Here is a 25966-nt window from a genome sequence, read left to right as displayed (position 1 = left end):
TGATTTTCTCCTTGTTGTCGCCGATCAACCTTAGTGTGACCGGCATGGCGACTCATTTCAGGCGGCTGTTGACACCGTGTGATCCTCATCATAACATTGTGTTTAGTTCTGATATATCAATCAGCAACAACTTGTACTTCAAGGAGTGAATACTGGATGACGGCCACGAACACCACGCTTGTCGAGTCGACGTTGACTGAAAGCATTGCCACCCTGGATCCGGAGATTGCGCAGCGCATCGACGCGGAGCTGGCCCGCCAGCAGCGCGGCCTGGAAATGATCGCCTCGGAGAACCACACGGCCCTGGCCGTGATGCAGGCCCAGGGCTCGGTGCTGACCAACAAGTACGCCGAAGGCTACCCGGGCAAGCGCTACTACGGCGGCTGCGAGGAGGTCGACGTCGTCGAGACCCTCGCCCTGGAGCGGGTCAAGGCGCTGTTCGGCGCACAGTTCGCCAACGTGCAGCCGCACTCCGGCGCGCAGGCCAACGCCTCGGTGATGCACGCACTGATCCGCCCGGGCGACACCATCATGGGGTTGAACCTGGCCCACGGCGGGCACCTGACCCACGGGATGAAGATCAACTTCTCCGGCCGGCTGTACAACATCGTCCCCTACGGGGTCGAGGAGGACAGCCTGGTCATCGACATGGACAAGGTCGAGGCCCTGGCCATCGAACACCGGCCCAAGATGATCGTGGCCGGCTGGTCCGCCTACCCGCGGCAGCTGGACTTCGAGCGTTTCCGGGCGATCGCCGACAAGGTCGGTGCGTACCTGTTCGTGGACATGGCGCACTTCGCCGGGCTGGTCGCCGCCGGGCTGCACCCGAACCCGGTACCGCACGCCCACGTGGTCTCCTCCACCACGCACAAGACCCTGGCCGGCCCGCGCGGCGGGATCATCCTGACCAACGACGCGGAGATCGCCAAGAAGGTCAACTCCGCGGTGTTCCCCGGACAGCAGGGCGGCCCGCTGGAGCACGTGATCGCCGGCAAGGCCGTCGCGTTCAAGATCGCAGCCACGCCCGAGTTCGCCGAACGCCAGGCACGCACCATCGCCGGGGCCAAGATCCTGGCCGAGCGCCTGACCGCGGCGGACGTCGCGGCGGCGGGCATCAGCGTGCTGACCGGCGGCACCGACGTGCACCTGGTCCTGGTGGACCTGCGCAACTCGGAGCTGGACGGGCAGCAGGGCGAGGACCTGCTGGCGAAGGTGGAGATCACCGTGAACCGCAACGCGGTCCCGTTCGACCCGCGCCCGCCGATGGTCACCTCCGGGCTGCGCATCGGCACCCCGGCACTGGCCACCCGCGGCTTCTCCGAGGCCGCATTCGTGGAGGTCGCGGACATCATCGCCGAGACCCTCATCGCCGGCACCACGGAAAACAACCAGGACACCCTCGCGGCCCTGAAGGACCGCGTCACCGCCCTGGCCAACGCCCACCCGCTGTACCCAAATCTCGCCCCGATTGGAGCATAAGAACATGGCTGACATCCTCCCCGAGCACCCGGAGTTCCTCTGGCACAACCCGGACCCCAAGCCCTCCTACGACGCCGTCATCGTCGGCGGCGGGGGGCACGGCCTGGCCACCGCCTACTACCTTGCCAAGAACCACGGCATGACCAACATCGCGGTCCTGGAGCGCGGCTGGCTTGCCGGCGGCAACATGGCCCGCAACACCACCATCATTCGTTCCAACTATCTCTGGGACGAATCCGCTGGCATGTACGAGAAGTCCCTGAAGCTCTGGGAGCAGCTCCCCGAGGAACTGGAATACGATTTCCTCTTCTCCCAGCGCGGGGTCATGAACCTCGCCCACACCCTGGGCGACGTCCGCGAATCCATGCGCCGCGTCGGGGCCAACCAGCTCAACGGCGTCGACGCCGAATGGATCACCCCCGAGCAGGTCAAGGAACTGTGCCCGATCATCAACATCGGGGACGACATCCGCTACCCGGTCATGGGTGCGACCTACCAGCCGCGCGCCGGCATCGCCAAGCACGACCACGTCGCCTGGGCCTTCGCCCGCAAGTGCGACGAAATGGGTGTCGACATCATCCAGAACTGCGAAGTCACCGGCTTCATCAAGGACGGCAACCGGGTCACCGGTGTCAAGACCAACCGCGGGACCATCAACGCCGGCAAGGTCGCCCTGTGCGGTGCCGGGCACTCCTCGGTGCTGGCCGAACAGGCCGGCTTCGATCTCCCGATCCAGTCGCACCCGCTGCAGGCACTGGTCTCCGAACTGCACGAGCCGGTCCACCCGACCGTCGTGATGTCCAACCACGTCCACGTCTACGTCTCCCAGGCACACAAGGGTGAACTGGTCATGGGCGCGGGCATCGACACCTACAACGGCTACGGCCAGCGCGGCGCCTTCCACGTGATCGAGGAGCAGATGGCAGCTGCCGTGGAGCTCTTCCCGATCTTCGGACGGGCCCACGTGCTGCGCACCTGGGGCGGCATCGTGGACACCACCATGGACGCCTCGCCGATCGTCTCCAAGACCCCGATCGACCAGCTGTACGTGAACTGCGGCTGGGGCACCGGCGGGTTCAAGGGCACACCGGGCGCCGGTTTCACCTTCGCCCACACCATTGCCAACGACGAGCCGCACGAACTCAATGCAGGATTCAGCATTGAGCGCTTCGAGACCGGCCACCTCATCGACGAACACGGCGCCGCAGCCGTGGCCCACTAGAAAGGGATCCACACAACCATGATGCTCATCGAATGCCCCTGGTGTGGGCCCCGAAACGAGACCGAATACGGCTACGGCGGAGAAGCCCACGTGGCCTACCCGGCAGACCCGAATGCACTAACCGACAACGAATGGGCCAAGTTCCTGTTCTACCGCAAGAATCCCAAGGGGCTCTTCGCCGAACGCTGGGTCCACTCCGCCGGCTGCCGCCGCTGGTTCAACGCCGTGCGCGACACCGTCACCTATGAATTCAAGGCCGTCTACAAGCCAGGCGAACCACAACCCATCGCCACCACCAACGCACCAGCACAGGGAGGAACCAAGTGAGCACCACTTCTTCGCACCGACTCGGCGCAGAAGCATCGGCATCCGCCCGCATCGACCGCGGGCGGGAAATCACCTTCACCGTTGACGGCAAGGAACTTTCCGGTTTCGCCGGGGACACCGTGGCCTCCGCCATGCTGGGAGCCGGGCTCAAGGCCTGCGGTCCCTCGCTCTACCTGGACCGCCCACGCGGCATCATGTCCTCCGGCGTCGAGGAATCCAACGCGCTGGTCAAGATCGGTGCCCGCTACGCAGGGCACGTGAACGAATCCATGCTCCCGGCCACCACCGTGGAGTTGACCGAAGGCATGGAAGTGACCCTGCTTTCGGGCCTGGGCCAGCTGGACCCGCGTGCCGACGAGGCCATCTACGACCGCAAGCACGTGCACACCGACGTCCTGGTCGTCGGAGCCGGGCCCGCCGGGCTGGCAGCTGCCCGCGAGGCAGCCAAGTCAGGTGCCCGCGTGATCCTCATCGACGAACAGCCCGAAGCCGGCGGTTCGCTGCTTTCGGCCTCGACGGAAACCATCGACGGCCAGCCGGCCGCGCAGTGGATCGCCGAGACCCGCTCGGCCCTGGACGCGGTCGAGGAATTCACCTACCTGGCACGCACCACCGCATTCGGCAGCTACGACGCCAACTACATCCTGGCAGTCCAGCGCCGCACCGACCACCTGGGCGGCGAGCTGGGTGCCGGGGTGTCCCGCGAGCGCATCTGGCACATCCGTGCCTCCCAGGTCGTGCTGGCCACCGGCGCGCACGAGCGCCCGCTGGTCTTCGAGAACAACGACCGCCCCGGCATCATGCTGGCCGCCGCCGCCCGCTCGTACCTGAACCGCTACGGCGTCCAGGTCGGCCAGCAGATCGTCGTGGCCACCACCAACGATTCCGCCTACGCCCTGGTTGAAGACCTGTTGGCCCGTGGCACCAGCGTCGCCGCGGTTGTCGACGCCCGCGAGGAGCCCTCGATTCGCGCGACGGAACTCTCCGCGCGCGGCGTCCGGGTCCTGACCGGCTCGGTGGTAGCCAACACCGCGGCAGGCGCCGACGGCGCCCTGGCCTCGGTGACCGTCAGCGGCATCGACGCCCACGGCGCCCTGAACAGCAGCGTCGAAACCATCGACGCCGATGTACTGGCCGTTTCCGGCGGCTGGAACCCGGTGGTGCACCTGCACTCCCAGCGCGAACGCCGCCTGGGCTGGAACGAGGCTCTCTCCGCGTTCGTCCCGGCGCACCCGGTGGCCAACCAGCAGACCGCCGGCGCCATGAACGGCCGCCTGGAGCTTGCCTCCGCGCTGGCCGAGGGCGCCCGCGCCGGAGCCGACGCGGCAACAGCCGCCGGGTTCTCAAGCACCGCTTCGGTGCCCAGCGCCCCGGTGGAGACCCCGGGTGCTTCCCGGGCCCTGTGGCTGGTGCCTTCACTTGACGGCGATGCCGCCGACTACAAGACCCACTTCGTGGACTTCCAGCGCGACCAGACCGTGGCCGATGTGCTGCGTTCGGTCGGCGCGGGAATGCGCTCGGTGGAGCACGTGAAGCGCTACACCTCCATTTCCACCGCAAACGACCAGGGCAAGACCTCCGGGGTCAACGCCATCGGCGTGATTGCCTCCGCCCTGGACATCAACGACGTGGCGGGCATCGGCACCACCGCGTTCCGCGCCCCCTACACCCCGGTGGCCTTCGCGGCACTGGCGGGGCGCGAACGCGGGGAGCTCTTCGACCCCGCCCGCCTGACCTCCATCCACCCCTGGCATGTGGAGCGCGGTGCGCTGTTCGAGGACGTGGGACAGTGGAAGCGCCCCTGGTACTACCCGCTGGAAGGCGAGGACATGGACACCGCGGTCTACCGCGAGTCCAAGGCCGTGCGCGACTCGGTGGGCTTCATGGACGCCTCCACCCTCGGCAAGATCGAGATCCGCGGCAAGGACGCCGGCGAGTTCCTCAACCGCATGTACACCAATGCGTTCAAGAAGCTCAAGCCCGGCCTGGCCCGCTACGGGCTGATGTGCAAGGCCGACGGCATGATCTTTGACGACGGGGTCACCCTGCGCCTGGACGAGGACCGGTTCTTCATGACCACCACCACCGGCGGCGCCGCCGGCGTGCTGGACTGGCTGGAGGAATGGCTGCAGACCGAATGGCCGGAACTTGACGTGAAGTGCACCTCGGTCACCGAGCAGTACTCCACCGTCGCGGTGGTGGGACCCAAGTCCCGCGCCGTACTGGCCAAGCTCGCCCCGGAACTGGACCTGGACAACGAGTCCTTCCCGTTCATGGCATTCAAGGAAACCGTGCTGGCCTCCGGCATCGAGGCGCGGGTCTGCCGCATCTCCTTCTCCGGCGAACTGGCCTACGAGATCAACGTGCCGGCCTGGTACGGGCTCAAGGTCTGGGAGGACGTCGCGGCGGCCGGGGAGGAATTCAACATCACCCCCTACGGCACCGAAACCATGCACGTGCTGCGCGCCGAGAAGGGCTTCATCATCGTCGGGCAGGACACCGACGGCACGGTGACCCCGCAGGACGCATCGATGGAATGGGTTGTCTCCAAGGTCAAGGACTTTGTGGGCAAGCGTTCCTTCGACCGCGTGGACAACAAGCGCGAGGACCGCAAGCAGCTGGTCACGGTGCTTCCGGAGGACAAGACGCTGCGGCTGCCCGAGGGCACCCAGCTGGTCAACTACGGAACCGCGCTGACCCAGGCCACCGAACCGGTGCCGATGGAGGGGTTTGCGACCTCCAGCTACCACTCGCCGGCGCTGGGCCGCAGCTTTGCGATGGTCATGCTCAAGAATGGCCGGGCCCGCATCGGTGAAAAGCTGCAGGCTTTTGTCGATGGAAGCCTCGTCGATGTTGTAGTTTCCGAAACCGTACTGTTTGATCCCGAAGGGAGCCGTCGAGATGGCTGAGCAAGTTTTGACTGATATTTCCGCATTGCGCACCAGTCCGTTGGCGCACATGGCATCCGCGTTCCAGCAGGGCGCGGTGGCCGGGAAACGCGGTGTGAGCGCACGCGAGCTTGCATTCACCACGCAGCTCGGCCTGCGCGCCGAGCCCGGATCCGAGGCCCATGCGGCCCTGGCTGCGGCAACCGGTGTCGGCCTGCCCGCCTCGGTGGGCGAGGTCGCCGGGAACGCGGAGGGCACCGCGGTGCTCTGGAACGGTCCGGACGAGTTCCTTGTGGTGGCGCCGGAAGGCACCGAGCTGCTCGACGACTTGGTTGCGGCGCTGGGCCAGTCCGCAGGACAGGTCCTCGACCTCTCGGCAAACCGCACGATCATCGAGCTCTCGGGCCCCAGTGCCCGGCTCGTGCTGGAAAAGGGCTGCCCGGCGGACCTGCACCCGCGCAGCTTCGGCGCGGGAACCGCGATCACCACGGTGCTCGGCCCGGTACCGGTGTTGCTGTGGAAGACCGCCGAAGACACCTTCCGGCTGCTGCCGCGTGCCTCCTTCGCCGACTACACGGCACGCTGGCTGCTCGACGCCATGACGGAGTTCGCCTCCCCAGAGGTCGACTAATGGCACTAAGTGCACTGGACCTTTTTTCCATCGGCATCGGCCCCTCCTCCTCTCACACGGTGGGGCCGATGAAGGCGGCGAAGCGGTTCGCTGATGATTTGCTGGCAGGCGGGCGACTTACCCAGGTCGCCCGCCTGCGGGCGGAGCTTTTCGGTTCGCTGGGTGCCACCGGACTGGGACACGGCAGCGACAAGGCCGTCATCCTGGGCCTGCAGGGACACGACCCGGCAACCGTGGACACCGCGCTGGCCGATTCCTTGGTTGCCGAGTCCATTGCGGCGGGCACCCTGCAGCTTGCAGGTGGACACCGCATTGGTTTTGACGACGAAAAGGACGTCATCCTGCACCGCCGCAAGGCGCTGCCCGGGCACCCCAATGCCATGACCTTTGCCGCGTTCGATGCCGCGGGCACGCTGCTTGAGGAGCAGACCTACTACTCCGTCGGTGGCGGTTTCGTGGTGGACGAGCACGAATTCGGGGCCGAACGCATCGTGAACGACGATTCGGCCCTGCCCTACCCCTTCACCACCGGGGCACAGCTCCTGGCGCACTGCTCCACCGAAAACAAGTCCATTGCGCAAATCATGCTGGCCAATGAACTCACCTGGCGCAGCGAGGCGGAATTGCGCGGGCAGCTACTGGAGATCTGGGCCGTCATGGAAGCGTGCGTGGAGAACGGTTGCACCCGCACCGAGGACCTGCTTCCCGGCGGGCTCAAGGTCCGCCGGCGGGCACCGGCGCTGCGCGAGAAGCTGCGGGCCACCGAGGCCGCAGCTGCAGGCCAGGTCCCCGATCCGTTGTGGGCCATGGAATGGGTGAATCTCTATGCGTTGGCGGTCAACGAGGAGAACGCTTCCGGAGGGCGCATCGTCACCGCCCCGACCAACGGGGCCGCGGGCATCATTCCTGCGGTGTTGCATTTCTTCATGCGCTTCATGCCGGGCGCCAACGAAGACAAGGTGGTGGAATTCCTGCTCACCGCCGCGGCCATTGGGATCCTGTTCAAGGAGAATGCCTCGATTTCCGGGGCGGAGGTCGGCTGCCAGGGCGAGGTCGGCTCGGCCTGCTCGATGGCCGCCGGTGCGCTGTGCGCGGTCTTGGGCGGCACCCCTGCCCAGGTGGAGAACGCCGCGGAGGTCGGAATCGAACACAACCTTGGGTTGACCTGTGATCCGATCGGAGGGCTCGTGCAGATCCCGTGTATCGAACGCAACGCGATCGCCAGCGTGAAGGCCATCAATGCGGCGCGGCTATGCTTGCAGGGCAACGGCGAGCACAAGGTGTCCCTGGATGCGGCGATTGAAACCATGCGGCAGACCGGTGCCGACATGAAGACCAAGTACAAGGAAACCTCGCGAGGCGGACTCGCCGTGAATGTAACGGAGTGCTGAGATGGATACGAAGTCCGAAGTTGAACACATCCTGACTGTCGCCTGCCCCGAGCGCCCCGGCATCGTCCATGCGGTGACCGGGTTCCTGCTGGATCAAGGCCGCGACATCGTCGAGCTCAAGCATTTCGGGGATCGCCGGGCCGGGCAGTTCTTCATGCGCCTCGACGTCGCGGGCCCGGACGCCGAGGGCCTGACCGAGCGCATGCGCGGCGGATTCGAGGCGCTGGCGGCGGAGTACGGCATCACCTGGACGCTGGCGCCCAAGGGCACCAGGAAGCGGGTGCTGATCATGGTCTCCAAGTTCGACCACTGCCTCAACGACCTGCTGCACCGGGCGCGGCTGGGCGAGCTGCCCATCGACGTGGTCGCGGTGGTCTCCAACCACACCGACCACCAGTCACTGGCCGCATGGCACAACGTGCCGTTCTTCCACGTGCCTGTCACCCCGGAGACCAAGCCGGCGGCCGAGGCGAGGCTGCTCGAGCTCATTGACGAGTTCGACGTCGAGCTGGTGGTCCTGGCCCGCTACATGCAGGTGCTCAGCGACGAGCTCAGCCGCAAGCTCACCGGCATGACCATCAACATCCACCACTCGTTCCTGCCCAGCTTCAAGGGCGCCAAGCCCTACCACCAGGCCTGGGACCGCGGGGTCAAGACCGTGGGCGCGACCGCCCACTACGTCAACGCCGAGCTCGACGAGGGCCCGATCATCTCCCAGCAGGTCCAGGACGTCGACCACACCTACTCCCCCGCGGAACTGGTCGCCGCGGGCCGCGACACCGAGTGCAAGGCGCTGTCCAACGCAGTGAAGTGGCACGCCGAGGGACGGGTATTCCTCTACGGCAACCGCACCGTGGTGCTGCGCTAACGACAGGCGCGCACGAAACCCTTTCCAGGCTTCGGGCCGGCGGGATCCTTCTTGGATTCCCGCCGGCCCGAAGCTTTTGGGCTGGAAGACCGACACCTTCACGGGGTCGGCGAATGCCGTGCAGGCCTGGTGGTGCCTGCAAAATGCAGTTTCGTTCCCGGCATTCCGGATCAGTCCCGCGCCGGAACCTCGGCGGCGGCGCCATCCGCGGCCGCATCCTCCAGCCCGCATCCGCCCAGGGCTTGACCCTGCCGGCTCTCTGCATGCCAGCTGCCCGGAGCCCCGTCCACAACAACGACACCGGTATTGGAACCGCGGTTTCGATGCCCATGGCCACGACTTCGGCAACAACCTCGCCATACCGTCCCGGCACCGCCGTCCCGTCCTCCCTGGACCCCGGGACCGTGGTGTTCGTGGCCCCTTTGGCCCATCCGAGGACCACGGACAGGCAAGCCTCAAGGGAGGCCTCATCCTGGGCCATCTCCAACGTCCCTGCCGAAATTTCCCGAAGCCCGGCACGAATACTTGCCTCGAGCCCGGGCGCGGCGGCGAGCGGCGCTGTCGTCTGTTGGGTGCGACGAAGCGTGGAGGCGTGGATCGCCTCGCTGCCGGCGCCAGCCAACGCCGCAGGCAGCGCCTGGGCTTGTTCACGACCGAGGCCGGTCAGGCTCGCCCCCGGTTCCCCGGTATCAAGGTGGTGCCCGACGTTCGATGGGCTCTGGCCGTGCCGAATGGGGATTAGCCGCATGTCCATCTTCATCCCGGCGGCCACGACGGTCCGGGGAATTGGTGTCCAGGCTTCGTGTCTCGATGCCCCGCGGGTCGGGCAAGGCACAAACACGCGTGGAGGCACGGAAACGACGTCCGGGTGCAGCCCTTGACAAGCCGTTGACCTATACCCCCATGGGGTATATGGTGGGCGCATGAGCGATCACCAACACCACCCAGGAACGATGCCGGTCGAACCCACGACGCACCCGCATCAGGAGCACGACGACGCGGCGATGGACCACGGGGGCCACGGGGGCCACGGGGGCCACGTCGCGGTCTTCCGGAAGCTGTTCTGGATCATGCTTGCCATCGCCATCCCGGTTCTGGCCTTCAACCCCATGTTCACCATGCTCATCGGCGTATCCCTGCCCGAAAACGCCTGGATCCCCTGGGTGTCCCCGATCCTGGGCACCGTGATGTACCTCTGGGGCGGGCGCCCCTTCCTAGCCGGGGCACGCGACGAGCTGGCGGCCCGCAAGCCGGGCATGATGCTGCTGATCGCCCTGGGCCTCACCGTCGCGTTCTTCTCCTCCTGGGGCGCGAGCCTGGGTCTCCTGGACCACGGCCTGGACTTCTGGTGGGAGCTGGCACTGCTGGTGGTCATCATGCTGCTGGGCCACTGGATCGAGATGCGCTCGCTGGCCCAGACCACCTCCGCCCTCGATTCCCTGGCCGCACTGCTGCCCGACACCGCCGAACGGCTCGTGGGCGATGCCTTCGAGCAGGTGGCCCCGGCCGACCTGGAATTGGACGACGTGGTGATCGTGCGCCCCGGCGGGCGGGTCCCCTCCGACGGGATGATCACCGAGGGCACCGCCGAAATGGACGAATCCATGATCACCGGCGAGTCCCGAACCGTGTCCCGCGGCCCCGGCACCCACGTGGTCGCCGGCACTGTTTCCACCGACACGGCCATCCGCGTGAAGGTCACGGCCATCGGCTCCGACACCGCCCTGGCCGGCATCCAGCGGCTGGTCTCCGACGCGCAGGCCTCCAGTTCGAAGGCCCAGCGCATCGCCGACACCGCCGCCGGCTGGCTGTTCTGGTTCGCGCTGGGCGCCGCCGCCATCACCGCCGCCACATGGTCGCTGCTGGGCGATCCGGACGCGGCGGTCATGCGCACCATCACGGTGCTGGTCATTGCCTGCCCGCATGCCCTGGGGCTGGCCATCCCGCTGGTGGTGTCCATTGCCACCGAACGCGCCGCCGCCGGAGGGGTGCTGATCAAGGACCGGCTGGCCCTGGAGGGCATGCGCCAGGTGACCTCGGTGCTCTTCGACAAGACCGGCACCCTGACCGTGGGCGAACCCGTCCTGACGAACATCGCGACCGTGGCCGGCCACAGCGAGGAGGCGGTCCTCGCGCTCGCGGCCGCCGCGGAGTCCGACAGCGAACACCCGCTGGCCAGGGCCATCGTGCGGGCCGCGGCAGACCGCTCGCTGCAGCTCTCGCCATCCACCGGCTTCCGTTCAGCCGCGGCCGAGGGCGTGCAGGCCACCGTCGACGGGACCGTGGTCGGGGTCGGCGGCCCGCACATGCTGGCCAACCACGTGCTGGATCCGCTTCAGGCCAGCGAACCGTGGAAGGATGACGGCGCAACCATCCTGCACGTGATCGCCGATGGCCGGGTCATCGGGGCGCTCGCGCTGGCCGACGAGATCCGTCCCGAATCCCGGGCCGCCGTTGCCGCCCTGCACGCCCGGGGCGTTGAGGTCGTGATGATCACCGGGGACGCGGCCGCGGTGGCCGAATCGGTGGCCCGCGAGCTGGGGATCGACAGGGTCTTTGCCGGGGTGCGGCCCGAGAACAAGGCCGCCAAGGTCGCTGCCCTGCAGGCCGAGGGCCAAAGGGTCGCCATGGTCGGGGACGGGGTCAACGACGCCCCGGCGCTCGCCCAGGCCGATGTGGGGATCGCGATCGGGGCCGGGACCGACGTGGCCATTGCCTCGGCCGGGGTCATCCTGGCCAGCGACGACCCGCGATCGGTCATCTCGGTGATGGATCTGTCGAGCGCCAGCTACCGGAAGATGAAGCAAAACCTCTGGTGGGCGGCCGGATACAACCTGATCTCGGTCCCACTGGCGGCCGGAGTGCTGGCCGGGATCGGCTTCATCCTGCCGATGTCGGTCGGCGCGGTGCTGATGTCGATCTCCACCGTCGTGGTGGCGCTGAATGCGCAGCTGCTGCGCCGGCTTGACCTGCGCCCCGGCGCCGGAACCAAAACCGAGAACATGTAGGGCCCAAAATGCCCACGTTGCCGGCGTCCACCCGCTTGAGGTGGGCGCCGGCATCATTTCCCCACCGGCTCTTGACATTGACGCAACGTCAAGCTTTACCGTTGGTTCCATGGAACGCTCGATTCAACAGGTTGCCAGGCTCGCCGGCACCACCAGCCGCACGCTGCGCCACTACGACGAGATTGGGCTGCTGCCGCCCAGCCGGATCGGGCACAACGGCTACAGGTACTACGACGAATCGGCGCTCATCCGCCTGCAGCGCATCCTGCTGCTGCGCGAGCTGGGACTGGGCCTGCCGCAGATCGCCGATCTCATCGCGGCGCAGGCCAACGAGGCCCAGGCGCTGACGACGCACCTTTCCCTGTTGCGCGCCGAACAGGACCGCCTGGCCCGGCAGATCGCCGCGGTGCAGCACACCATCAATTCACTCCAAGGAAGCGAAAAGCTCATGGCACAAGACATGTTTGACGGATTCGACCACACGGTGCACCGGGAAGAAGTGGAGCAGCGCTGGGGCAAGGAGGCCTACGCCAGCTCCGATGCCTGGTGGCGCGGGCTCGGCAAGGAAGGCCAGGACGATTGGAAGCGCCGGTCGAAGGAACTTGGCAATGACTGGATCGCCGCAGCCCGGGATCCCGGGACCACCCCGGATTCCCCCACGGCCCAGGCCCTGGCCCGGCGCCATGTCCAGTGGCTCACCGGCATTCCTGGTACACCGGCCGCGGACTCCCCCGAACACACCAGGGCCTACGTCCTGGGACTGGCCGAGATGTATGTGGCCGACGAGCGCTTCGCCGCGAACTACGGCGGAGCCGTGGGTGCATCGTTCGTGCGCGATGCCCTGCAGACCTATGTAGGGACCATGCCGTAGCCGAAAAAGCGGGCCCCGGACCGATGCATCCATCGATCCGGGGCCCGCGCCACAGCCGGGAGGCGGGCCGCCTGCTACAGGTGCGTGGGTGCGAACATCTTCAGCAGCGTCTGCACGACCACCACGTTGGGACCGTCGGCGGCGAAGGACTCCTCGAGTGCCTCGCGCACGTTTTCCGGCTCCACCAGGCGGGCCGGGATCCCGAAGGACTGCGCCAGCGCCACGAAGTCCGGACGGGCCAGCTCGGTGGCCGTGGCCTTCCCGAAGGCGCCCTCCATGTACTCGCGCAGGATCCCGTAGCCGCCGTCGTCGACGATCAGCCAGGTGACCGGCGCGTTGTGCTGCCTGGCGGTGGCCAGTTCGGCGATCGAGTACATGGCCGAGCCGTCTCCGGAGACGGCCAATACCCGTTCCCCCAGCCCCAGCGCGCCGCCGATGGCCGAGGGGAAGCCGAAGCCGAGCCCGCCGGCACCCTGCGCGGAGTGGAATTCCCCGCTCCGGGCATCCCAGCAGCTCCAGCCCCAGTAGGCGGAGATGGTCATGTCCCAGAAGGTCTGCATGTTATCGGGCACGGCGGCACGGATGTCGGCCATGAACGTGCGTTCCTTGGCCAGGTCCTGCGCGTCCAGGCGAGCCATGACCTTGGCCAGGGTGTCGGCCACGACCGCTTCGGGCTCCCGCCCGTGCCAGTCGGCCCCGGTCCCGCCCTCGAGCCTGCCCAGGGCCTCGCCCAGATATTCGAGCGCGGCCTTCGCGTCGGCCCGGATGCCCAGTGCGGGCCGGTTGGATTCGAGCACGCGCGGCTCGGCGTCGATCTGGATCAGGTGCCCGCGCGGTTCCAGGGTGAAGTAGTTGCTGGTGACCTCGCCCAGGGCGGAGCCCACCACGATCAGCACGTCCGCGTCCTCGAGGACCTCGGTGACGTGCCGGTCCTCGACCCAGGACTGCAGGGACAGGGGGTGGTTCCAGGGGAAGGCGCCGTTGCCGCCGGGCGAACAAACCACCGGCGCACGCAGCGTGTGGGCCACGGCCAGCAGCGCGTCCTGTGCCCCGGCACGGCGCACCCCGCCGCCGGCCACGATCACCGGGCGGGACGCCTTGGCCAGCCAGCGCACCGCCTCCTCGATGAGCTCCACGCGCGGCGGGTGCTCGTAGGCCTCGGCCAGCGCGTCGATGACCGGCGGCACCAGCACCGGGGCCAGCAGGACGTCCTGCGGCACCTCGACCCAGACCGGCCCCTGCGGCACGGTGATCGCATCGGCCCAGGCATCCTGGATCGCCGAGGGGATGCCCGAGGCGTGGTGCACGGTGCGCTGGGACTTGGTGACGTTGGCTGCGGAGGCCTTCTGGTCGTCGAGCTGGTGCAGCATGCCCTTGCGGCGGGCACCGAGCCCGTCCAACGGGATCTGGCTGGCCACCACGACCATCGGCACGGAAGTGGCGTAGGCCTCCTGCAGCCCGGCCAGGGAGGTCAGCGCGCCGGGACCGGTGGACAGGAAGAGCACCCCGACCTCGCCGGTGGCCCGGGCATAGCCGTCGGCGGCGAAGGCGGAGTTGTTCTCCACGCGGGAGGAGACGAAATGCAGCTTCGAGCGCGAGAGCGCGTCGAACAGGCCCAGGGCGTGCTGGCCGGGGATGCCGAAGACCGTGTGGGCGCCCAGCGCCTCGAGGGTCTCGATGACCAGGTCCCCGCCGTTGCGCGTGCCCACCTCGGCGATGTCGTCCGGGCTCATGCCTGGGCCGCTTTCTTGTCGTTGGCGCGCTTGTCCGCGATCAGCGAGATCAGGTCGTAGGCGACGTGCGATGCCGCAACGCCGGTCATTTCGGCATGGTCGTAGGCCGGGGCGACCTCGACGATGTCGGCGCCAACGATGTTCATGCCGCGCAGCCCGCGGAGGATCTCCAGCAGTTCGCGGCTGGTGATGCCGCCGGCCTCGGGGGTTCCGGTGCCCGGCGCGTGGGCCGGGTCCAGCACGTCGATGTCCACCGAGATGTACAGCGGGCGGTTGCCGATGCGGTCGCGGAGCTTGTCCACGATCTCACGCACGCCCTGGTAGTAGACATCCGAGCTGGTGACGATGCCGAAGCCGAAGCGCTTGTCGTCCTCGAGGTCCTTCTTGCCGTAGAGCGGGCCACGGGTGCCCACGTGGGAGATGGCCTCGGTGTCGAGGATGCCTTCCTCCACGGCGCGGCGGAAGGGGGTGCCGTGGGTGTATTCGGCGCCGAAGTAGGTGTCCCAGGTGTCCAGGTGCGCGTCGAAGTGCAGCATGGCCACGGGGTTTCCCGCGCGTTCGGCGGCGGCGCGCAACAGCGGCAGGGCGATGGTGTGGTCCCCGCCCAGGGTCACCAGGGTGGAGCCGTCGGCGGTGAGGTCCAGCGCGTTCTGCTGGATGGTCTCGATGGCTTCGTTGATGTTGAACGGGTTCACCGCCATGTCCCCGGCGTCGGCGACCTGGGTCAGCGCGAACGGCGAGACATTCAGGGCCGGGTTGTACGGGCGGATCAGTCGCGAGGACTCGCGGATGTGGGTGGATCCGAACCGCGCGCCGGGCCGGTAGGAAACCCCCGAGTCAAACGGCACCCCGACCACCTTGATGTCCGCGGAGGGCACCTGGTCGATGCGGGGGAGCCTGGCATAGGTCCCCAGTCCGGCGAAGCGCGGAATCTTGGAGGCATCGATGGGACCGATGTTTCCGTTGTCTTCAATGCGGATTTCTTCCACGATCTTCTCCCTCAGGGGTTTCCGGCGGTACCCACCGCCGACCACGTCTTGTTGCTCAATATGAAACAACCGTTGCCCTGTATGCTATTTGTGGTGCGGCTTACAGTCAAGGCTCCCGCGTGAAACCCCGCGCTACATCTCCTGCTCGAGCATGGCCCGCAGCGCAGCCACGTGCCCCACATAGGCCCTGCGGCCCTCCACCGTCAGTGCGACCCTGGCATGGCTCCGGCCGCCCTTGGTGAAGCGTTCGACATGGGCATAGCGCGCATCGACCAGCTGCTTGAGATGCTTGCTCAGCACCGAGTCGGCAACACCGAGCGCATCGCGCAGCTGGGCAAACTCCGCCCACTGCACCAGGGCCAGGGAAGCGCAGATGCGCAGGCGCAACGGCGCATGGATCAGTTCGTCAAACGCGGCAGGATTAGATGGGTCGCTCATTGGCGTCCTTGAGTCGATTCCTGATGGCGGCAGCCCGCATGCGGGACATGGCGTACCAGCAGATGGCAAACACGACGATCCACTTGGCGGCAACCTCCCACCACGATCGAGGCTCCCAGAACCGGCCGGCCTGCATGACCAGCATGAGCAGTAGCGCGTACAACATGTAGGGCCCGGAGTGGCTCAGGATGGGGCGCGGCTTGGGCCGTGCGCGCATTGCGAGCAGGTACCACGCAAGCAGGGGCGCACCGAGGGCCCCGATGCCCAGAAGGATCGGCCACGAAGCAACTCCGAGCAGCGCCATGACGGTGGACATGACCAGCACCAGGGCCAGCATGAACCCGCGAGGCGCCTCGGTGGAGTGCACCATGGCGCCGGAGGCGCCGTCGACCTCGGCGAGCGCCTCACGCGGATCGATGCCGGCGGGCCAAGTTTTTTCGTCGGACATGCACGTCCTCGCTTTCCGTTATGGAAAGTCTTGCCTTTCCATAACGGAAAGTCAATGATCAGGCGGGCCTGCCCGGCCTCTTGCGCACGGCGAAGGACGAGAACAGGGCGCGGTCGGCCCCGTAGATGCAGATGGAAATGCCCGCGGACAACGCAAGGGCCTTGATGGCGATCTCTTGCGGATTGGCCGGCAGGAGCATCACCTGGACGGGCCCGACCAGGAAAACCAGCAAGACCATCCACAACACATACGACAGGGACATCGGCGGCTCGAGAGCCTCTGGATGGAATTGCCTGCGCATGATCGTGGCCACGGTGATGAAGACGATGACCAGGGCCAGGGCGATGGCCCCGGGAATCACGAACTCCCTGGAGGCGCGCAGCAACGTCAGGGTAACGCCCATTGCCCCGCCCAACAACATGGCCAGCCACCAGGGTGCCCAGAGCCGCTTGGGTCGCCAAGGAACCGCAGCGGGATCTTCGGGCCGGGAACTCACAAGCAATGTCCTTAAACGAGCGGGCGCAAACCAGGAAACGACTTCCCTGCGTATCCCGCTACAAAATGGTTGCTTTTCGCCAGCTAAATGTCAAAGCAGAGCATGTCAGGCATGTCACTAAAAGCACTTGTCCCCAGCTATATCCCGTGATGCTCAACCAGGAGTAGGGTTCACACTCGTGAAGAAAACCACGGGCGCCAAATACCCCGTCCAGCCCCTGCGCCGAGCGGGCCGGACGAAGCCCATCGCGGCGTGGCTCAAGGACACCGACATCGGTCGGGAAAACCCCGAAGAGGTTGCCGCCAAGCCGGCCGGACACCGCTGGTGGCAGGTCATGTGTCTCTCGGGCCTGGACTACTTTTCGACCCTGGGCTACCAGCCGGCCATCGCGGCACTGGCCGCCGGCGCCCTGGCCCCGCTGGCCACCCTCATGCTCGTGGCAGTCACCTTGGGCGCGGCGCTGCCGGTCTACCGCCGTGTGGCCAACGAGTCCCCGCACGGGCAGGGATCCATCTCGATGCTCGAACGCCTGCTTCCGCACTGGAAGGGCAAATTGTTCGTGCTGGTGCTGCTGGGCTTCGCCGCGACCGACTTCATGATCACCATCACCCTGTCCTCGGCCGACGCCTCGGCACACATCATCGAGAACCCCTTCACTCCCGACTGGTTCAACGGACAGCAAATCATCATCACGATTGTGCTGATCCTGCTGCTCGGGGCCTTGTTCCTGCGCGGCTTCCACGAGGTCATCTGGCTGGCCGTGGGGCTGGTGGCCACCTACCTGCTGCTGAACGTCGTGGTGATCGCGGTGGCCGTGGCCTCCCTCGTCGCCGACCCGGCGCCCGTGGACCACTGGTGGCTGAACCTGACGGCCACCCATTCGAGCCCGTGGATGATGATCGCCATCTCACTGCTCGTGTTCCCCAAGCTGGCCCTGGGCCTGTCGGGCTTCGAGACCGGCGTGGCCGTGATGCCGCAGATCCGGCACACCCCCGGGGACACCGAAGAGAACCCGCGCGGACGCATTGCCGGGGCCCGGAAGCTGCTGCTCACCGCCGCACTGACCATGAGCGTGTTCCTGGTCTTCTCCTCGGTGGTCACCACCTTGCTGATTCCCGCCCCGGAGTTCCAGCCCGGCGGCGACGCCAACGGCCGGGCCCTCTCGTTCCTGGCCCACGCGATGCTCGGCGACGGGTTCGGCAGCATCTACGACCTGTCAACCATCCTGATCCTGTGGTTCGCCGGGGCCTCGGCCCTGGCCGGCATGCTCAACCTGATCCCCCGGTACCTGCCGCGCTTTGGCATGGCGCCCGAGTGGGCCCGCGCCATCCGCCCGCTGGTGCTGGTGCTCATCGGCATTGCCGTGGTCATCACGATCGCCTTCGAAGCCAGTGTCGATGCCCAGGGTGCCGCCTACGCGACCGGCGTGCTGGTGCTCATGGCCTCCGCCGCGGTGGCCGTGACCATTTCCGCCAAGCGCCAGGGCCAACGGTGGCGGACCATCGGGTTCGGCATCGTGTCGGTCATCTTCGTCTACACCACCGCGGCCAACGTCGTCGAGCGCCCGGACGGCATCCGGATCGCGGCGTTCTTCATCGCCGGGATCATCGCCGTCTCGCTGGTTTCCCGGTTCCGCCGCTCCACGGAGCTGCGGGCGACCTCGGTGACCCTGGATGCCGCGGCACTGGAGATCATCAAGACCTCCACCGAGGATTCCATGGTGCGGATCATCGCCCACGAACCGGTGCGCCTCTCGGCCTCCCGTTACCGGCACAAGCTGGCCCACGCCAGGATGGCCAGCCACCTGCCCGAGGAGGCCCGGGTGCTCTTCATCGAAATCAAGGTCTCCGACTTCTCGGACTTCGCCCAGGACCTCAAGGTTTGCGGGATCACCCGGCACGGCTACAAGATCCTGCAGGCCGAGGCCCCCTCGGTCCCCACGGCCATCGCCGCGATCTGCCTGGAAATCCGCGATGCCACAGGCGTGATGCCGCACATCTACTTCCGCTGGACCGAGGGGAACCCGGTGCGAAACCTGCTGCGCTTCCTGTTCCTGGGCCAGGGCGAGATCGCGCCGTTGACCCGCGAGGTGCTGCGCGAGGCGGAGCCGTCGATCGCACGGCGGCCCTGGGTGCACGTGGGCTAGGGCGCGGCCCGAAAACCGCGGACTGGTCCCCGGGTTGGCGGCACGCCCCCGGATTGCCTGGTTGCTGTCGTTCGTCGTGGAGTCTGCAGTGCCTGTTTCGGAAAAATGCCGCCCGGGTCGGCGGGCGCGTCCTGTTGGCCGAGCTGTTCGCGATCCACCCGGTCCTGCTCACCTGGATCGTGCCGTGGAAGCTCGAGGTCACCCAGGTCGGCGCCGGGGCGCTGCGCCAGGCCACGTTGGTCCCGTTCGCCCCCCGGTTCCGGGTTCGGTGCCAGCGCACCTGTCGAGGTTGTCGCGGACTTCGTGCTTCTTGTCCCCTCCGGCCTGCACCTTATGCTGCTTGCACCGCCCCTGCGGTGGTGGAAGGCCGCCGACCTGGTCGTCCACGCCGCCAGGGCCTGGCCGGGATCGGCATTTTCGCCCTGGTGCGCCGCCGGCTGCGGGCCCGGACCTCCCCCGTCATGACCCGGGTCTGCTCGATCGCGACCGCGCCCGCCCTGCGCCATGCGCCACCGCGCGATGTCGCGGGAGCACCCTTCACACCGGACGGGGACCACACCCGGGGAATCGATCGCCCCCCCGCGTGCCACGGCCACGGGGGGCTTGGCAACATGTCCTAGCGCGAAGCGGCCGGCACCAGCGTCCAGGTCACCACGGCTTCCTCGTCCGTGGGGTTGAGCCAGCTGTGCGGTTCCCGGCCCGGGAAGGTCACGGTGTCCCCCGCATTGAGGTCAAAGCGCTCGTTGGCGAAGATCAGCACGAAGCGCCCGGAGAGCACGTGGAGCACCTCGACCTCGCAATCCACCGCGTAGAGCTCCGTCTCGCCCTCGCCGCGCGGGGCGATGACCGCGCGAATGACCTGCAGGCGCCGCTCGGAGCGGGCCGTCACCAATTGCTCGACGATGCCTTCGCCGCCCAGGGAGATCCGCGGGGCCTCGGCGAGGCGCACCACGTGGGTGTCCGGCGCCGTGAACAGCTCGCCGACCTCCATCGAGAGCACCTGGCACAGGGTCACCAGCGAGGCGACCGAGGGGCTGGTCAGGTCGCGTTCCACCCGGGAAAGGAAGCCCTTGGTCAGGCCCGTGGAATCGGCGACCTGGTCGATGGTCAGTCGTTGGGCGTGCCGCGCCGCACGGATCCGCGAACCGATGGCCAATGCGGCACTGCTGGGTTCGACGGGCAGGGCTTTCATGGGCAAGGCTCTCCAGGGGTGCTCAAAGAAATATTTGGTCTGTCCAGCTTAGGGCAATTGACGTGTAAGGCATCTCACATTAGCCTATGAGACAACAAATGTTTACTAACAGGCATCACCTGATGGTTGTTGGCCCCGCTCCCGAAGCAAAGGCACCCCCTCATGGAATTCATCAATGGCACCATCGTCGCCGTCTACCTGGCGGCAATGCTCATCTTCGGCTGGTGGGGCAAATCGCGCACCAAGAACAGCAGCGACTACCTCGTCGCCGGCCGCCGGTTGGGACCTTTCCTCTACACCGGGACCATGGCCGCGGTCGTTTTGGGCGGCGCGTCCACCGTGGGCGGCGTGGGACTTGGCTACAAGTTCGGCATCTCCGGCATGTGGCTGGTCGTGGCGATCGGCACCGGAGTCATCCTGCTCTCGCTGCTCTTTGCGCCCACCCTGCAGCGCCTGAAGATCTTCACGGTCTCGCAGATGCTCACCCTGCGCTACGGCAGCAAGTCGGCAACCAACACCTCGGGCATCGTCATGCTCGCCTACACGCTGATGCTCTGCGCCACCTCCACCAGCGCCTACGCGACGATCTTCGTGGTCCTCTTCGGCTGGGAACGCTGGATGGCCATCGCCATCGGCGGGGTCATCGTGGTCATCTATTCCACCATCGGCGGCATGTGGTCAATTACCCTGGCCGACCAGGTGCAGTTCGTCATCAAGACCGTGGGCATCTTCTTCCTGATGCTGCCCTTCGCACTGAACGCCGCCGGCGGCATGTCCGGCATCCGCGAACGCGTCGGTGCCGAGTTCTTCACCTGGGACGGCATCGGCGTCCAGACCATCATCACCTACTTCGTGGTCTACACCCTGGGCCTGCTCATCGGCCAGGACATCTGGCAGCGCGTCTTCACCGCCAAGACCCCGAAGGTGGCCCGCTGGGGCGGCACCACCGCCGGCATCTACTGCGTGCTCTATGGCGCGGCAGGTGCCGTGATCGGCCTGGCCGCCCGCGTTGCCCTGCCGGAGATCGATGTCGCCAATCTGGGCAAGGACGTCGTCTACGCGGAGGTCGCCACGCAGCTGCTGCCCGTCGCGATCGGCGGATTGGTGCTGGCCGCGGCCGTTGCCGCGATGATGTCCACCGCCTCGGGTGCGTTGATTGCCGCGGCCACCGTGGCCCGCACCGACGTCACCCCGTTCGTGGCCAGCTGGTTCGGCAAGCAGGTGCAGGTGAACACCAACGAGAACCCGGAGCACGACGTGCGTGCCAACCGCATCTGGGTGTTGCTGCTGGGCGTGGTCGCCATCGTGCTGGCCATCATGGTCTCCGACGTGGTCGCGGCCCTGACCATCGCCTACGACATCCTGGTCGGCGGCCTGCTGGTGGCCATCATCGGCGGGCTGGTCTGGAAGCGCGGCAACGGGTTGGGCGCCGCCGCCTCCATGGCCGCCGGAACCATCGTCACGCTGGGCACCATGATCACCCTGGAGATCCAGGCGGAGAACCGCTTCGACGGCATCTACGCCAACGAGCCGATCTACTTCGGCCTTATCGCCTCGGCCCTGGTCTACGTGTTGGTCTCGCTGCTGACACGGCCCACCGAGCCGTCCGTCATCACCAACTGGAACGCGCGGGTCGCCGGCCAGGGCGACACCGAGGGCGCGGACCTCGAGCAGGTCGCCGGACGCTAGGGCGCATCCGCACCACCGATGGCCCCCCTTGGCGCGCACCGCGTCGATGGGGGCCATCGCCCTTTTGGCCTGCCGCCATTCCCAACCGGCCCCGGCGCTCCTAGGCTGGGGGCCATGGACGATCTCAAGGACCACCTGGCGACCTACCTGACCAATTCCCGCGAGGCCATGCTCTGGAAGGCCGAGGGGCTCAGCGACGGGGAACTGACCCGGCCGCTGGTGCCCACCGGCACCAGCATCCTGGGCCTGATCCAGCACCTGGCCTTCGTCGAGTACGGCTACTTCGTCCAATGCCTCGGCTTCACGATCGAGGACGAGTACTACGCGGCGCTGGAGGCCGATGCGGATGACAGCGCGGACATGTGGGTTGCGGCCGATGTCCCGTGCGCCGAGGTCCTGGCCTTCTACCGGAGGGCCATCGAGGCGGCAAACCGCAACATCGCCGCGCTGTCCCTGGATTCCCCGGCAACCGTTCCGTGGTGGCCCGGGGAACGGCGCCACACCACCCTCGGGCGGCTGATGCTGCACATGAACGTGGAAACCGCGCGCCATGCGGGGCACGCCGACATCCTGCGCGAGCTCATCGACGGGTCCACCGGCATGCGCCGGGACAACGACAACATGCCTCCCTATGACGGCACTGCGTGGAAGGAACTGCACGAAAAGATCCTGCGGGCCTCCGAATCGCGGTAATGTGGAACCCAGCTTCACGAGACGCGTCGGCAAGCTCCGACTAAGACGCGCACCAACCCCAGGTTCATGGGTGGTTCGGATGAAGAAGCGGCCGCGGACCACTTGGCCCCGGCAAGAGCTAGTGAAAGGCCGTCCCTTCCCGCCATGGCACCTTCCATCCCCGTCCTTCCCCTGCTCGATGTCCACCGCGAGGTCCTCGAGCTTCGCATCCGCGGCACCTGGCAACGTTTCCACGTCGCGGATGCCGAGGCCCTGGCCGCGGCACTGGCCAACACGGTCGCCTCCCCGCGCTGGGACACCGACGCCCGGGAGCTTGTGGTGCGCATCCCGAAGGCCGGTTGCGCCGCTGGCCAGGCCCGGATTTTTAGCCTCAGCGAATTCTCACGGCCCCTTCCGAACGCTACACTCGTGGGTTGAAGGGGAGTAGTTCCCAGCCCCGCCGGCAGCGGCGGGACAGCGGTGCGTCGACATACTGGTTACAACGTTGTAACCCGGCAATCCACCCAGGGCCCGAGGCGGCAACGCCGGGTCCGGGCGAACGAGACCTTCGGTCCACACACTGGTGGCCCGAGGTCCAACGCACCCCAGAAACAATCCCGCTGGGCCTCCCCATCGCATGGCCGCCTGAGGCCGTGAACGCCCACACGAGGATGAGAGCATGACGCCGCAAGCGCCGACCCCCACCCCAGCCCAGATCAGACGATGGCGCAAGTACCTGGCCGACGAAGTCGCCGAGGGCGCTGTCTACCGCGAACTGGCCAACAAGCGCCAGGGCGAGGAACGCGCGGTCCTGCTGGGACTGGCCGAGGCCGAAACCCGCCACGAGGAACACTGGCGGGCACTGCTGGGTGAACATGCCGGCAAGACCATGAGCCCTTCGATCCGCCGCACCATGCTCCGCTTCCTGGCCCGGCACTTCGGCTCCGTCTTCGTCCTGGCCCTGGCCCTGGCCCAGCGCGCCGAGGGCAACTCCCCCTATGCCGGGGACACCGACGCCAGCCGCCAGATGGCCGCCGACGAACTGGTCCACGAAGAGGTCGTGCGCGGCCTGGCCACCCGGGGCCGCAACCAGCTCTCGGGCAACTTCCGCGCCGCGGTCTTTGGCGCCAACGACGGCCTGGTCTCCAACCTCGCCCTGGTCATGGGCATCGGCGCGACCGGGGTGGCCACCTCGATGGTGCTCTTCTCCGGCATTGCCGGCCTGTTGGCCGGTGCCCTGTCGATGGCCGCCGGCGAGTACGTCTCGGTGCGCTCCCAGCGCGAGCTGCTCTCCGCATCCAAGCCCACGCAGGTTACCCTGGCCGCCGCCCCGGACCTGGATCTGGACGCCAACGAACTGGTGCTGGTCTACAAGGCCCGCGGCATGAGCGACGAGGATGCGGCCCACCGCGCCGCCGAACGCATGGGCATCTACTCCTGCGACTGCAACCCCTCGCTGTCGCTGCAGCCGGAGCTGTTGGACATCGCCGAGGCCCAGGAACACGAGGAAATCGGTTCGGCCATGGGCGCGGCCTCCGCGTCCTTCTGCTTCTTCGCCTCCGGTGCGGTGATCCCGATCCTGCCGTTCATCTTCGGCATGGGCGGCACCCCTGCCATCCTGCTCTCCGCCGTGCTGGTGGGCATCGCCCTGTTGCTCACCGGCGGGGTGGTCGGCCTGCTCTCCGGCGCCTCCCCGACCAAGCGCGGACTGCGCCAGCTGGCCATCGGCCTGGGCGCCGCGGGCATCACCTATGCCCTGGGCCTGCTCGTCGGCGGGTCCGTGGCCTAGCGGTCCGCTTGAAAACGACGGCAGGGTGCCACCGTCTCCCGGAACCAGCGATTTGGCGGCGCCCTTTCCTCCCGGTTGCCCAGCGAAGGGGCATTTGTACGGAGGGAAGTCGTCCACAACAGGACTCGAATATATTTTCTAAATTCTTTGAGAAGCTGTTCCCTTTCCCGATGCCCGGTTCTACAATGGAGGTATGGCAACGACGTCATCGAGCGGCATCCCTTCCGCTGGCACCACCACAGGTGGAGCCGGGAAGGACCTGGGCTACGAGGCGCTGCTGGCCGACGGCGCGGACATGGATGCACTGGTTGCCGAACACCTGGCCCGCACCGGCACCGCCGGGATCCTGTCCCTGGCCACCGCCGTGAACGCGGCCCCGGTGCTGACCGGCACCCATGATGCGGTGGCCGCAGTCGGTGCCCTGGAGACCTTGAAATGCGCCGCCACGGCGAAGCAAGCCGACCACAGTGTCGCCTACCAGGACTGCCTGGTTGCCGATCGGAAGCGCGCCGGGATCAGGGAGAAGACCCCCGCCTGGGGCTCCAGCGGGGACGTTGCCCTGGCGCTTCACTTGTCCCCGACGGGCGGGACCAACCGCACCAACGACTTCCGGCTTCTTGTCGAAGACCTGCCCCGGTGCCACCGGGGACTGCGCCAGGGCATCCTGACCTGGGACCAGGTACACGTGGTCATCAGCGGCACCCGGAACCTCAAGATCGAAAACCGCAGAATGCTCGATTCCCTGCTGTGGGAGGACACCCACACCTGCTTCGTGGCAGGGATTGCGACGCTGCGTGACTTGGTCGAATACTGGGCCCTCATCCTGGAACCGGAAACCGCCGAAAAGAAGGAAGAAGACGCTGCCGACAAGCGGTATGCCAGTGGCTACCAGCTGAATGAAAACACCGTGCGGATCGTCGGCGAGTTCCCGCTGGACCAGGGCATCCCCATCCTGCAGGTCCTCAACCGCGAAATGGAACGTCCCCGGGAGCCCGGGGACGAACGCACCAATGCCCAGGTCGCGGCAGACACAGTCTTCGAAGCGCTTACCGACACCAAGGCCACCGGCTCCAGGCCCGTGGCGCTGTTCCTGATCATGGAGCCAGAGAGCCTTACCGGCGACAACGACGAACCGGCGCTGATTCCGGGCCACGGCTACATCAGCGCTGCCAAGGCACGGTCCCTGGTGGCTGGCGATCCCGAGCACCCGCTGAACACCTGGTACCGGCGCCTCTACACAACCCCGGAAACCGGCAAGCTTGTCGCCATGGACTCGGCGGCCCGCCGCTTTGCCGGAAACCTCAAGCGATTCATCAGCCTCCGCGACCAACGCTGCCACACCCCGCATTGCAACGGCCGCATCCAGGAATTCGACCACATCGTGCAGGTGCGCCGCAACGGAAAGACCACCGAGAAAAATGCCTCAGGTCGATGCAGGACGTGCAACCAATCCAAGGAAGCGCCCGGCTGGCACGAGGAACCGCTGTCCGGGCAAGGAAGGCACTCCTTCAGGATCACCACCCCCAGCGGCCACAGCTACATCTCCACGGCTCCGCCGCTGCGGCCCGGCACCGGCATGAACCGGCCACCCCAGCGAAAATAGCCGCCCGCCGCCACGCGCGGGAAACCCTCACCCTTGCACCACCGGGGATGCGTCCACGCATCCCCGGCACACCCATGCACCCAGGG

At 67.2% G+C, this 25966-nt stretch carries 21 protein-coding genes, 1 pseudogene and 1 riboswitch; of the genes and pseudogenes, 15 read left to right on the top strand and 7 right to left on the bottom strand.

What is annotated here, in order from left to right; genetic code table 11:
• The first annotated feature begins 156 nt into the window (after window positions 1–156).
• Genes glyA through purU form a run of 7 tightly spaced genes read left to right on the top strand, consistent with a single transcriptional unit; the run spans window position 157 to window position 8806 of the window.
• Window positions 157–1479: a serine hydroxymethyltransferase gene (gene glyA, locus J2T21_RS00775; protein ID WP_307577475.1), complete on the top strand. Its 1323-nt coding sequence runs from the start codon at window positions 157–159 to the stop codon at window positions 1477–1479.
• A gap of 4 nt (window positions 1480–1483) precedes the next feature.
• Complete coding sequence (locus J2T21_RS00770) at window positions 1484–2701, top strand: sarcosine oxidase subunit beta family protein (protein ID WP_209911027.1); 1218 nt, start codon at window positions 1484–1486, stop codon at window positions 2699–2701.
• 18 nt (window positions 2702–2719) lie between these two features.
• Window positions 2720–3028, top strand: coding sequence for a sarcosine oxidase subunit delta (locus tag J2T21_RS00765; protein WP_307577472.1), 309 nt, complete (start codon window positions 2720–2722; stop codon window positions 3026–3028).
• On the top strand, window positions 3025–5937 hold the full coding sequence (locus tag J2T21_RS00760) for a sarcosine oxidase subunit alpha family protein (protein WP_373457866.1): 2913 nt from the start codon (window positions 3025–3027) through the stop codon (window positions 5935–5937). Before J2T21_RS00765 ends, J2T21_RS00760 begins: the two co-directional genes overlap by 4 nt.
• Window positions 5930–6547 carry a sarcosine oxidase subunit gamma gene (locus tag J2T21_RS00755; RefSeq protein WP_307577469.1) on the top strand — a complete coding sequence of 206 codons (618 nt, stop codon included), beginning with the start codon at window positions 5930–5932 and terminating at the stop codon, window positions 6545–6547. Before J2T21_RS00760 ends, J2T21_RS00755 begins: the two co-directional genes overlap by 8 nt.
• Window positions 6547–7938, top strand: coding sequence for an L-serine ammonia-lyase (locus tag J2T21_RS00750; protein WP_307577466.1), 1392 nt, complete (start codon window positions 6547–6549; stop codon window positions 7936–7938). The genes J2T21_RS00755 and J2T21_RS00750 overlap by 1 nt, the downstream gene beginning before the upstream one ends.
• A 1-nt stretch (window position 7939) precedes the next feature.
• Entirely contained in the window at window positions 7940–8806 is an 867-nt protein-coding gene (purU, locus tag J2T21_RS00745; RefSeq protein ID WP_307577464.1) for a formyltetrahydrofolate deformylase, read from the top strand.
• A gap of 391 nt (window positions 8807–9197) precedes the next feature.
• On the opposite strand, the pseudogene J2T21_RS00740 reads toward purU, so the two are convergent.
• Window positions 9198–9554: pseudogene (locus J2T21_RS00740) on the bottom strand (histidine phosphatase family protein); the annotation flags it as partial.
• A 175-nt stretch (window positions 9555–9729) separates the two neighbouring features.
• On the opposite strand from J2T21_RS00740, the gene J2T21_RS00735 reads away from it, so the two are divergent.
• Entirely contained in the window at window positions 9730–11814 is a 2085-nt protein-coding gene (locus J2T21_RS00735; protein ID WP_373457865.1) for a heavy metal translocating P-type ATPase, read from the top strand.
• Between the two features lie 109 nt (window positions 11815–11923).
• The gene (locus tag J2T21_RS00730) at window positions 11924–12685 is read left to right on the top strand and encodes a MerR family transcriptional regulator (RefSeq protein ID WP_307577462.1); all 762 of its coding nucleotides are present in this window, start codon (window positions 11924–11926) and stop codon (window positions 12683–12685) included.
• 74 nt (window positions 12686–12759) lie between these two features.
• Here J2T21_RS00730 and J2T21_RS00725 read toward each other — a convergent pair whose 3' ends face one another.
• The 5 genes from J2T21_RS00725 to J2T21_RS00705 all read right to left on the bottom strand — a co-directional run bounded on the left by J2T21_RS00725 (window position 12760) and on the right by J2T21_RS00705 (window position 16696).
• On the bottom strand, window positions 12760–14418 hold the full coding sequence (locus J2T21_RS00725; protein ID WP_307577460.1) for a thiamine pyrophosphate-binding protein: 1659 nt from the start codon (window positions 14416–14418) through the stop codon (window positions 12760–12762).
• The gene (gene speB / locus J2T21_RS00720) at window positions 14415–15407 is read right to left on the bottom strand and encodes an agmatinase (protein ID WP_307577458.1); all 993 of its coding nucleotides are present in this window, start codon (window positions 15405–15407) and stop codon (window positions 14415–14417) included. Before speB ends, J2T21_RS00725 begins: the two co-directional genes overlap by 4 nt.
• Before the next feature lie 132 nt (window positions 15408–15539).
• The gene (locus J2T21_RS00715; protein WP_307577456.1) at window positions 15540–15845 is read right to left on the bottom strand and encodes a transcriptional regulator; all 306 of its coding nucleotides are present in this window, start codon (window positions 15843–15845) and stop codon (window positions 15540–15542) included.
• Entirely contained in the window at window positions 15829–16293 is a 465-nt protein-coding gene (locus J2T21_RS00710; RefSeq protein ID WP_307577453.1) for a hypothetical protein, read from the bottom strand. Before J2T21_RS00710 ends, J2T21_RS00715 begins: the two co-directional genes overlap by 17 nt.
• 58 nt (window positions 16294–16351) lie before the next feature.
• Window positions 16352–16696 carry a hypothetical protein gene (locus J2T21_RS00705; protein ID WP_307577451.1) on the bottom strand — a complete coding sequence of 115 codons (345 nt, stop codon included), beginning with the start codon at window positions 16694–16696 and terminating at the stop codon, window positions 16352–16354.
• Window positions 16697–17123: 427 nt separating this feature from the next.
• On the opposite strand from J2T21_RS00705, the gene J2T21_RS00700 reads away from it, so the two are divergent.
• On the top strand, window positions 17124–18935 hold the full coding sequence (locus tag J2T21_RS00700; protein ID WP_307578307.1) for an amino acid permease: 1812 nt from the start codon (window positions 17124–17126) through the stop codon (window positions 18933–18935).
• A gap of 616 nt (window positions 18936–19551) precedes the next feature.
• Here the strand turns inward: J2T21_RS00700 and J2T21_RS00695 are convergent.
• Window positions 19552–20127, bottom strand: coding sequence for a cupin domain-containing protein (locus tag J2T21_RS00695; RefSeq protein WP_307577449.1), 576 nt, complete (start codon window positions 20125–20127; stop codon window positions 19552–19554).
• A gap of 162 nt (window positions 20128–20289) precedes the next feature.
• Between J2T21_RS00695 and J2T21_RS00690 the strand changes: the two genes are divergently transcribed.
• The 5 genes from J2T21_RS00690 (at window position 20290) to J2T21_RS00670 (ending at window position 25880) form a co-directional block, all read left to right on the top strand.
• Window positions 20290–21816, top strand: coding sequence for a sodium:solute symporter (locus tag J2T21_RS00690; RefSeq protein WP_307577447.1), 1527 nt, complete (start codon window positions 20290–20292; stop codon window positions 21814–21816).
• Window positions 21817–21930: 114 nt separating this feature from the next.
• Window positions 21931–22509 carry a DinB family protein gene (locus J2T21_RS00685; protein WP_307577446.1) on the top strand — a complete coding sequence of 193 codons (579 nt, stop codon included), beginning with the start codon at window positions 21931–21933 and terminating at the stop codon, window positions 22507–22509.
• Window positions 22510–22521: 12 nt separating this feature from the next.
• A riboswitch (SAM riboswitch) is annotated at window positions 22522–22633 on the top strand.
• Window positions 22634–22653: 20 nt separating this feature from the next.
• Window positions 22654–22926: a hypothetical protein gene (locus tag J2T21_RS00680; RefSeq protein ID WP_307577443.1), complete on the top strand. Its 273-nt coding sequence runs from the start codon at window positions 22654–22656 to the stop codon at window positions 22924–22926.
• A 241-nt stretch (window positions 22927–23167) separates the two neighbouring features.
• The gene (locus tag J2T21_RS00675; RefSeq protein ID WP_307577442.1) at window positions 23168–24277 is read left to right on the top strand and encodes a VIT1/CCC1 transporter family protein; all 1110 of its coding nucleotides are present in this window, start codon (window positions 23168–23170) and stop codon (window positions 24275–24277) included.
• A gap of 193 nt (window positions 24278–24470) precedes the next feature.
• On the top strand, window positions 24471–25880 hold the full coding sequence (locus tag J2T21_RS00670) for a DUF222 domain-containing protein (protein ID WP_307577440.1): 1410 nt from the start codon (window positions 24471–24473) through the stop codon (window positions 25878–25880).
• Window positions 25881–25966: the final 86 nt, after the last annotated feature.

It is taken from the genome of Paeniglutamicibacter psychrophenolicus (assembly GCF_030812255.1).
GTDB classification, from domain to species: domain Bacteria; phylum Actinomycetota; class Actinomycetes; order Actinomycetales; family Micrococcaceae; genus Paeniglutamicibacter; species Paeniglutamicibacter psychrophenolicus_A.
This window is presented reverse-complemented; position numbering and strand designations above follow the sequence as displayed.

Excerpts from the sequence above, each read along its gene's own strand:
- J2T21_RS00685 (WP_307577446.1), top strand. The coding sequence starts at position 21,931 with ATGGACGATCTCAAGGACCACCTGGCGACCTACCTGACCAATTCCCGC.
- J2T21_RS00735 (WP_373457865.1), top strand. The coding sequence starts at position 9,730 with ATGAGCGATCACCAACACCACCCAGGAACGATGCCGGTCGAACCCACG.
- J2T21_RS00725 (WP_307577460.1), bottom strand. The coding sequence starts at position 14,418 with ATGAGCCCGGACGACATCGCCGAGGTGGGCACGCGCAACGGCGGGGAC.
- J2T21_RS00730 (WP_307577462.1), top strand. The coding sequence starts at position 11,924 with ATGGAACGCTCGATTCAACAGGTTGCCAGGCTCGCCGGCACCACCAGC.
- J2T21_RS00715 (WP_307577456.1), bottom strand. The coding sequence starts at position 15,845 with ATGAGCGACCCATCTAATCCTGCCGCGTTTGACGAACTGATCCATGCG.
- J2T21_RS00680 (WP_307577443.1), top strand. The coding sequence starts at position 22,654 with ATGGCACCTTCCATCCCCGTCCTTCCCCTGCTCGATGTCCACCGCGAG.
- J2T21_RS00765 (WP_307577472.1), top strand. The coding sequence starts at position 2,720 with ATGATGCTCATCGAATGCCCCTGGTGTGGGCCCCGAAACGAGACCGAA.
- J2T21_RS00750 (WP_307577466.1), top strand. The coding sequence starts at position 6,547 with ATGGCACTAAGTGCACTGGACCTTTTTTCCATCGGCATCGGCCCCTCC.
- J2T21_RS00695 (WP_307577449.1), bottom strand. The coding sequence starts at position 20,127 with ATGAAAGCCCTGCCCGTCGAACCCAGCAGTGCCGCATTGGCCATCGGT.
- J2T21_RS00700 (WP_307578307.1), top strand. The coding sequence starts at position 17,124 with ATGTGTCTCTCGGGCCTGGACTACTTTTCGACCCTGGGCTACCAGCCG.
- J2T21_RS00690 (WP_307577447.1), top strand. The coding sequence starts at position 20,290 with ATGGAATTCATCAATGGCACCATCGTCGCCGTCTACCTGGCGGCAATG.
- J2T21_RS00770 (WP_209911027.1), top strand. The coding sequence starts at position 1,484 with ATGGCTGACATCCTCCCCGAGCACCCGGAGTTCCTCTGGCACAACCCG.
- J2T21_RS00710 (WP_307577453.1), bottom strand. The coding sequence starts at position 16,293 with ATGTCCGACGAAAAAACTTGGCCCGCCGGCATCGATCCGCGTGAGGCG.
- J2T21_RS00675 (WP_307577442.1), top strand. The coding sequence starts at position 23,168 with ATGACGCCGCAAGCGCCGACCCCCACCCCAGCCCAGATCAGACGATGG.
- J2T21_RS00705 (WP_307577451.1), bottom strand. The coding sequence starts at position 16,696 with ATGGGCGTTACCCTGACGTTGCTGCGCGCCTCCAGGGAGTTCGTGATT.
- J2T21_RS00670 (WP_307577440.1), top strand. The coding sequence starts at position 24,471 with ATGGCAACGACGTCATCGAGCGGCATCCCTTCCGCTGGCACCACCACA.
- J2T21_RS00755 (WP_307577469.1), top strand. The coding sequence starts at position 5,930 with ATGGCTGAGCAAGTTTTGACTGATATTTCCGCATTGCGCACCAGTCCG.
- glyA (WP_307577475.1), top strand. The coding sequence starts at position 157 with ATGACGGCCACGAACACCACGCTTGTCGAGTCGACGTTGACTGAAAGC.
- purU (WP_307577464.1), top strand. The coding sequence starts at position 7,940 with ATGGATACGAAGTCCGAAGTTGAACACATCCTGACTGTCGCCTGCCCC.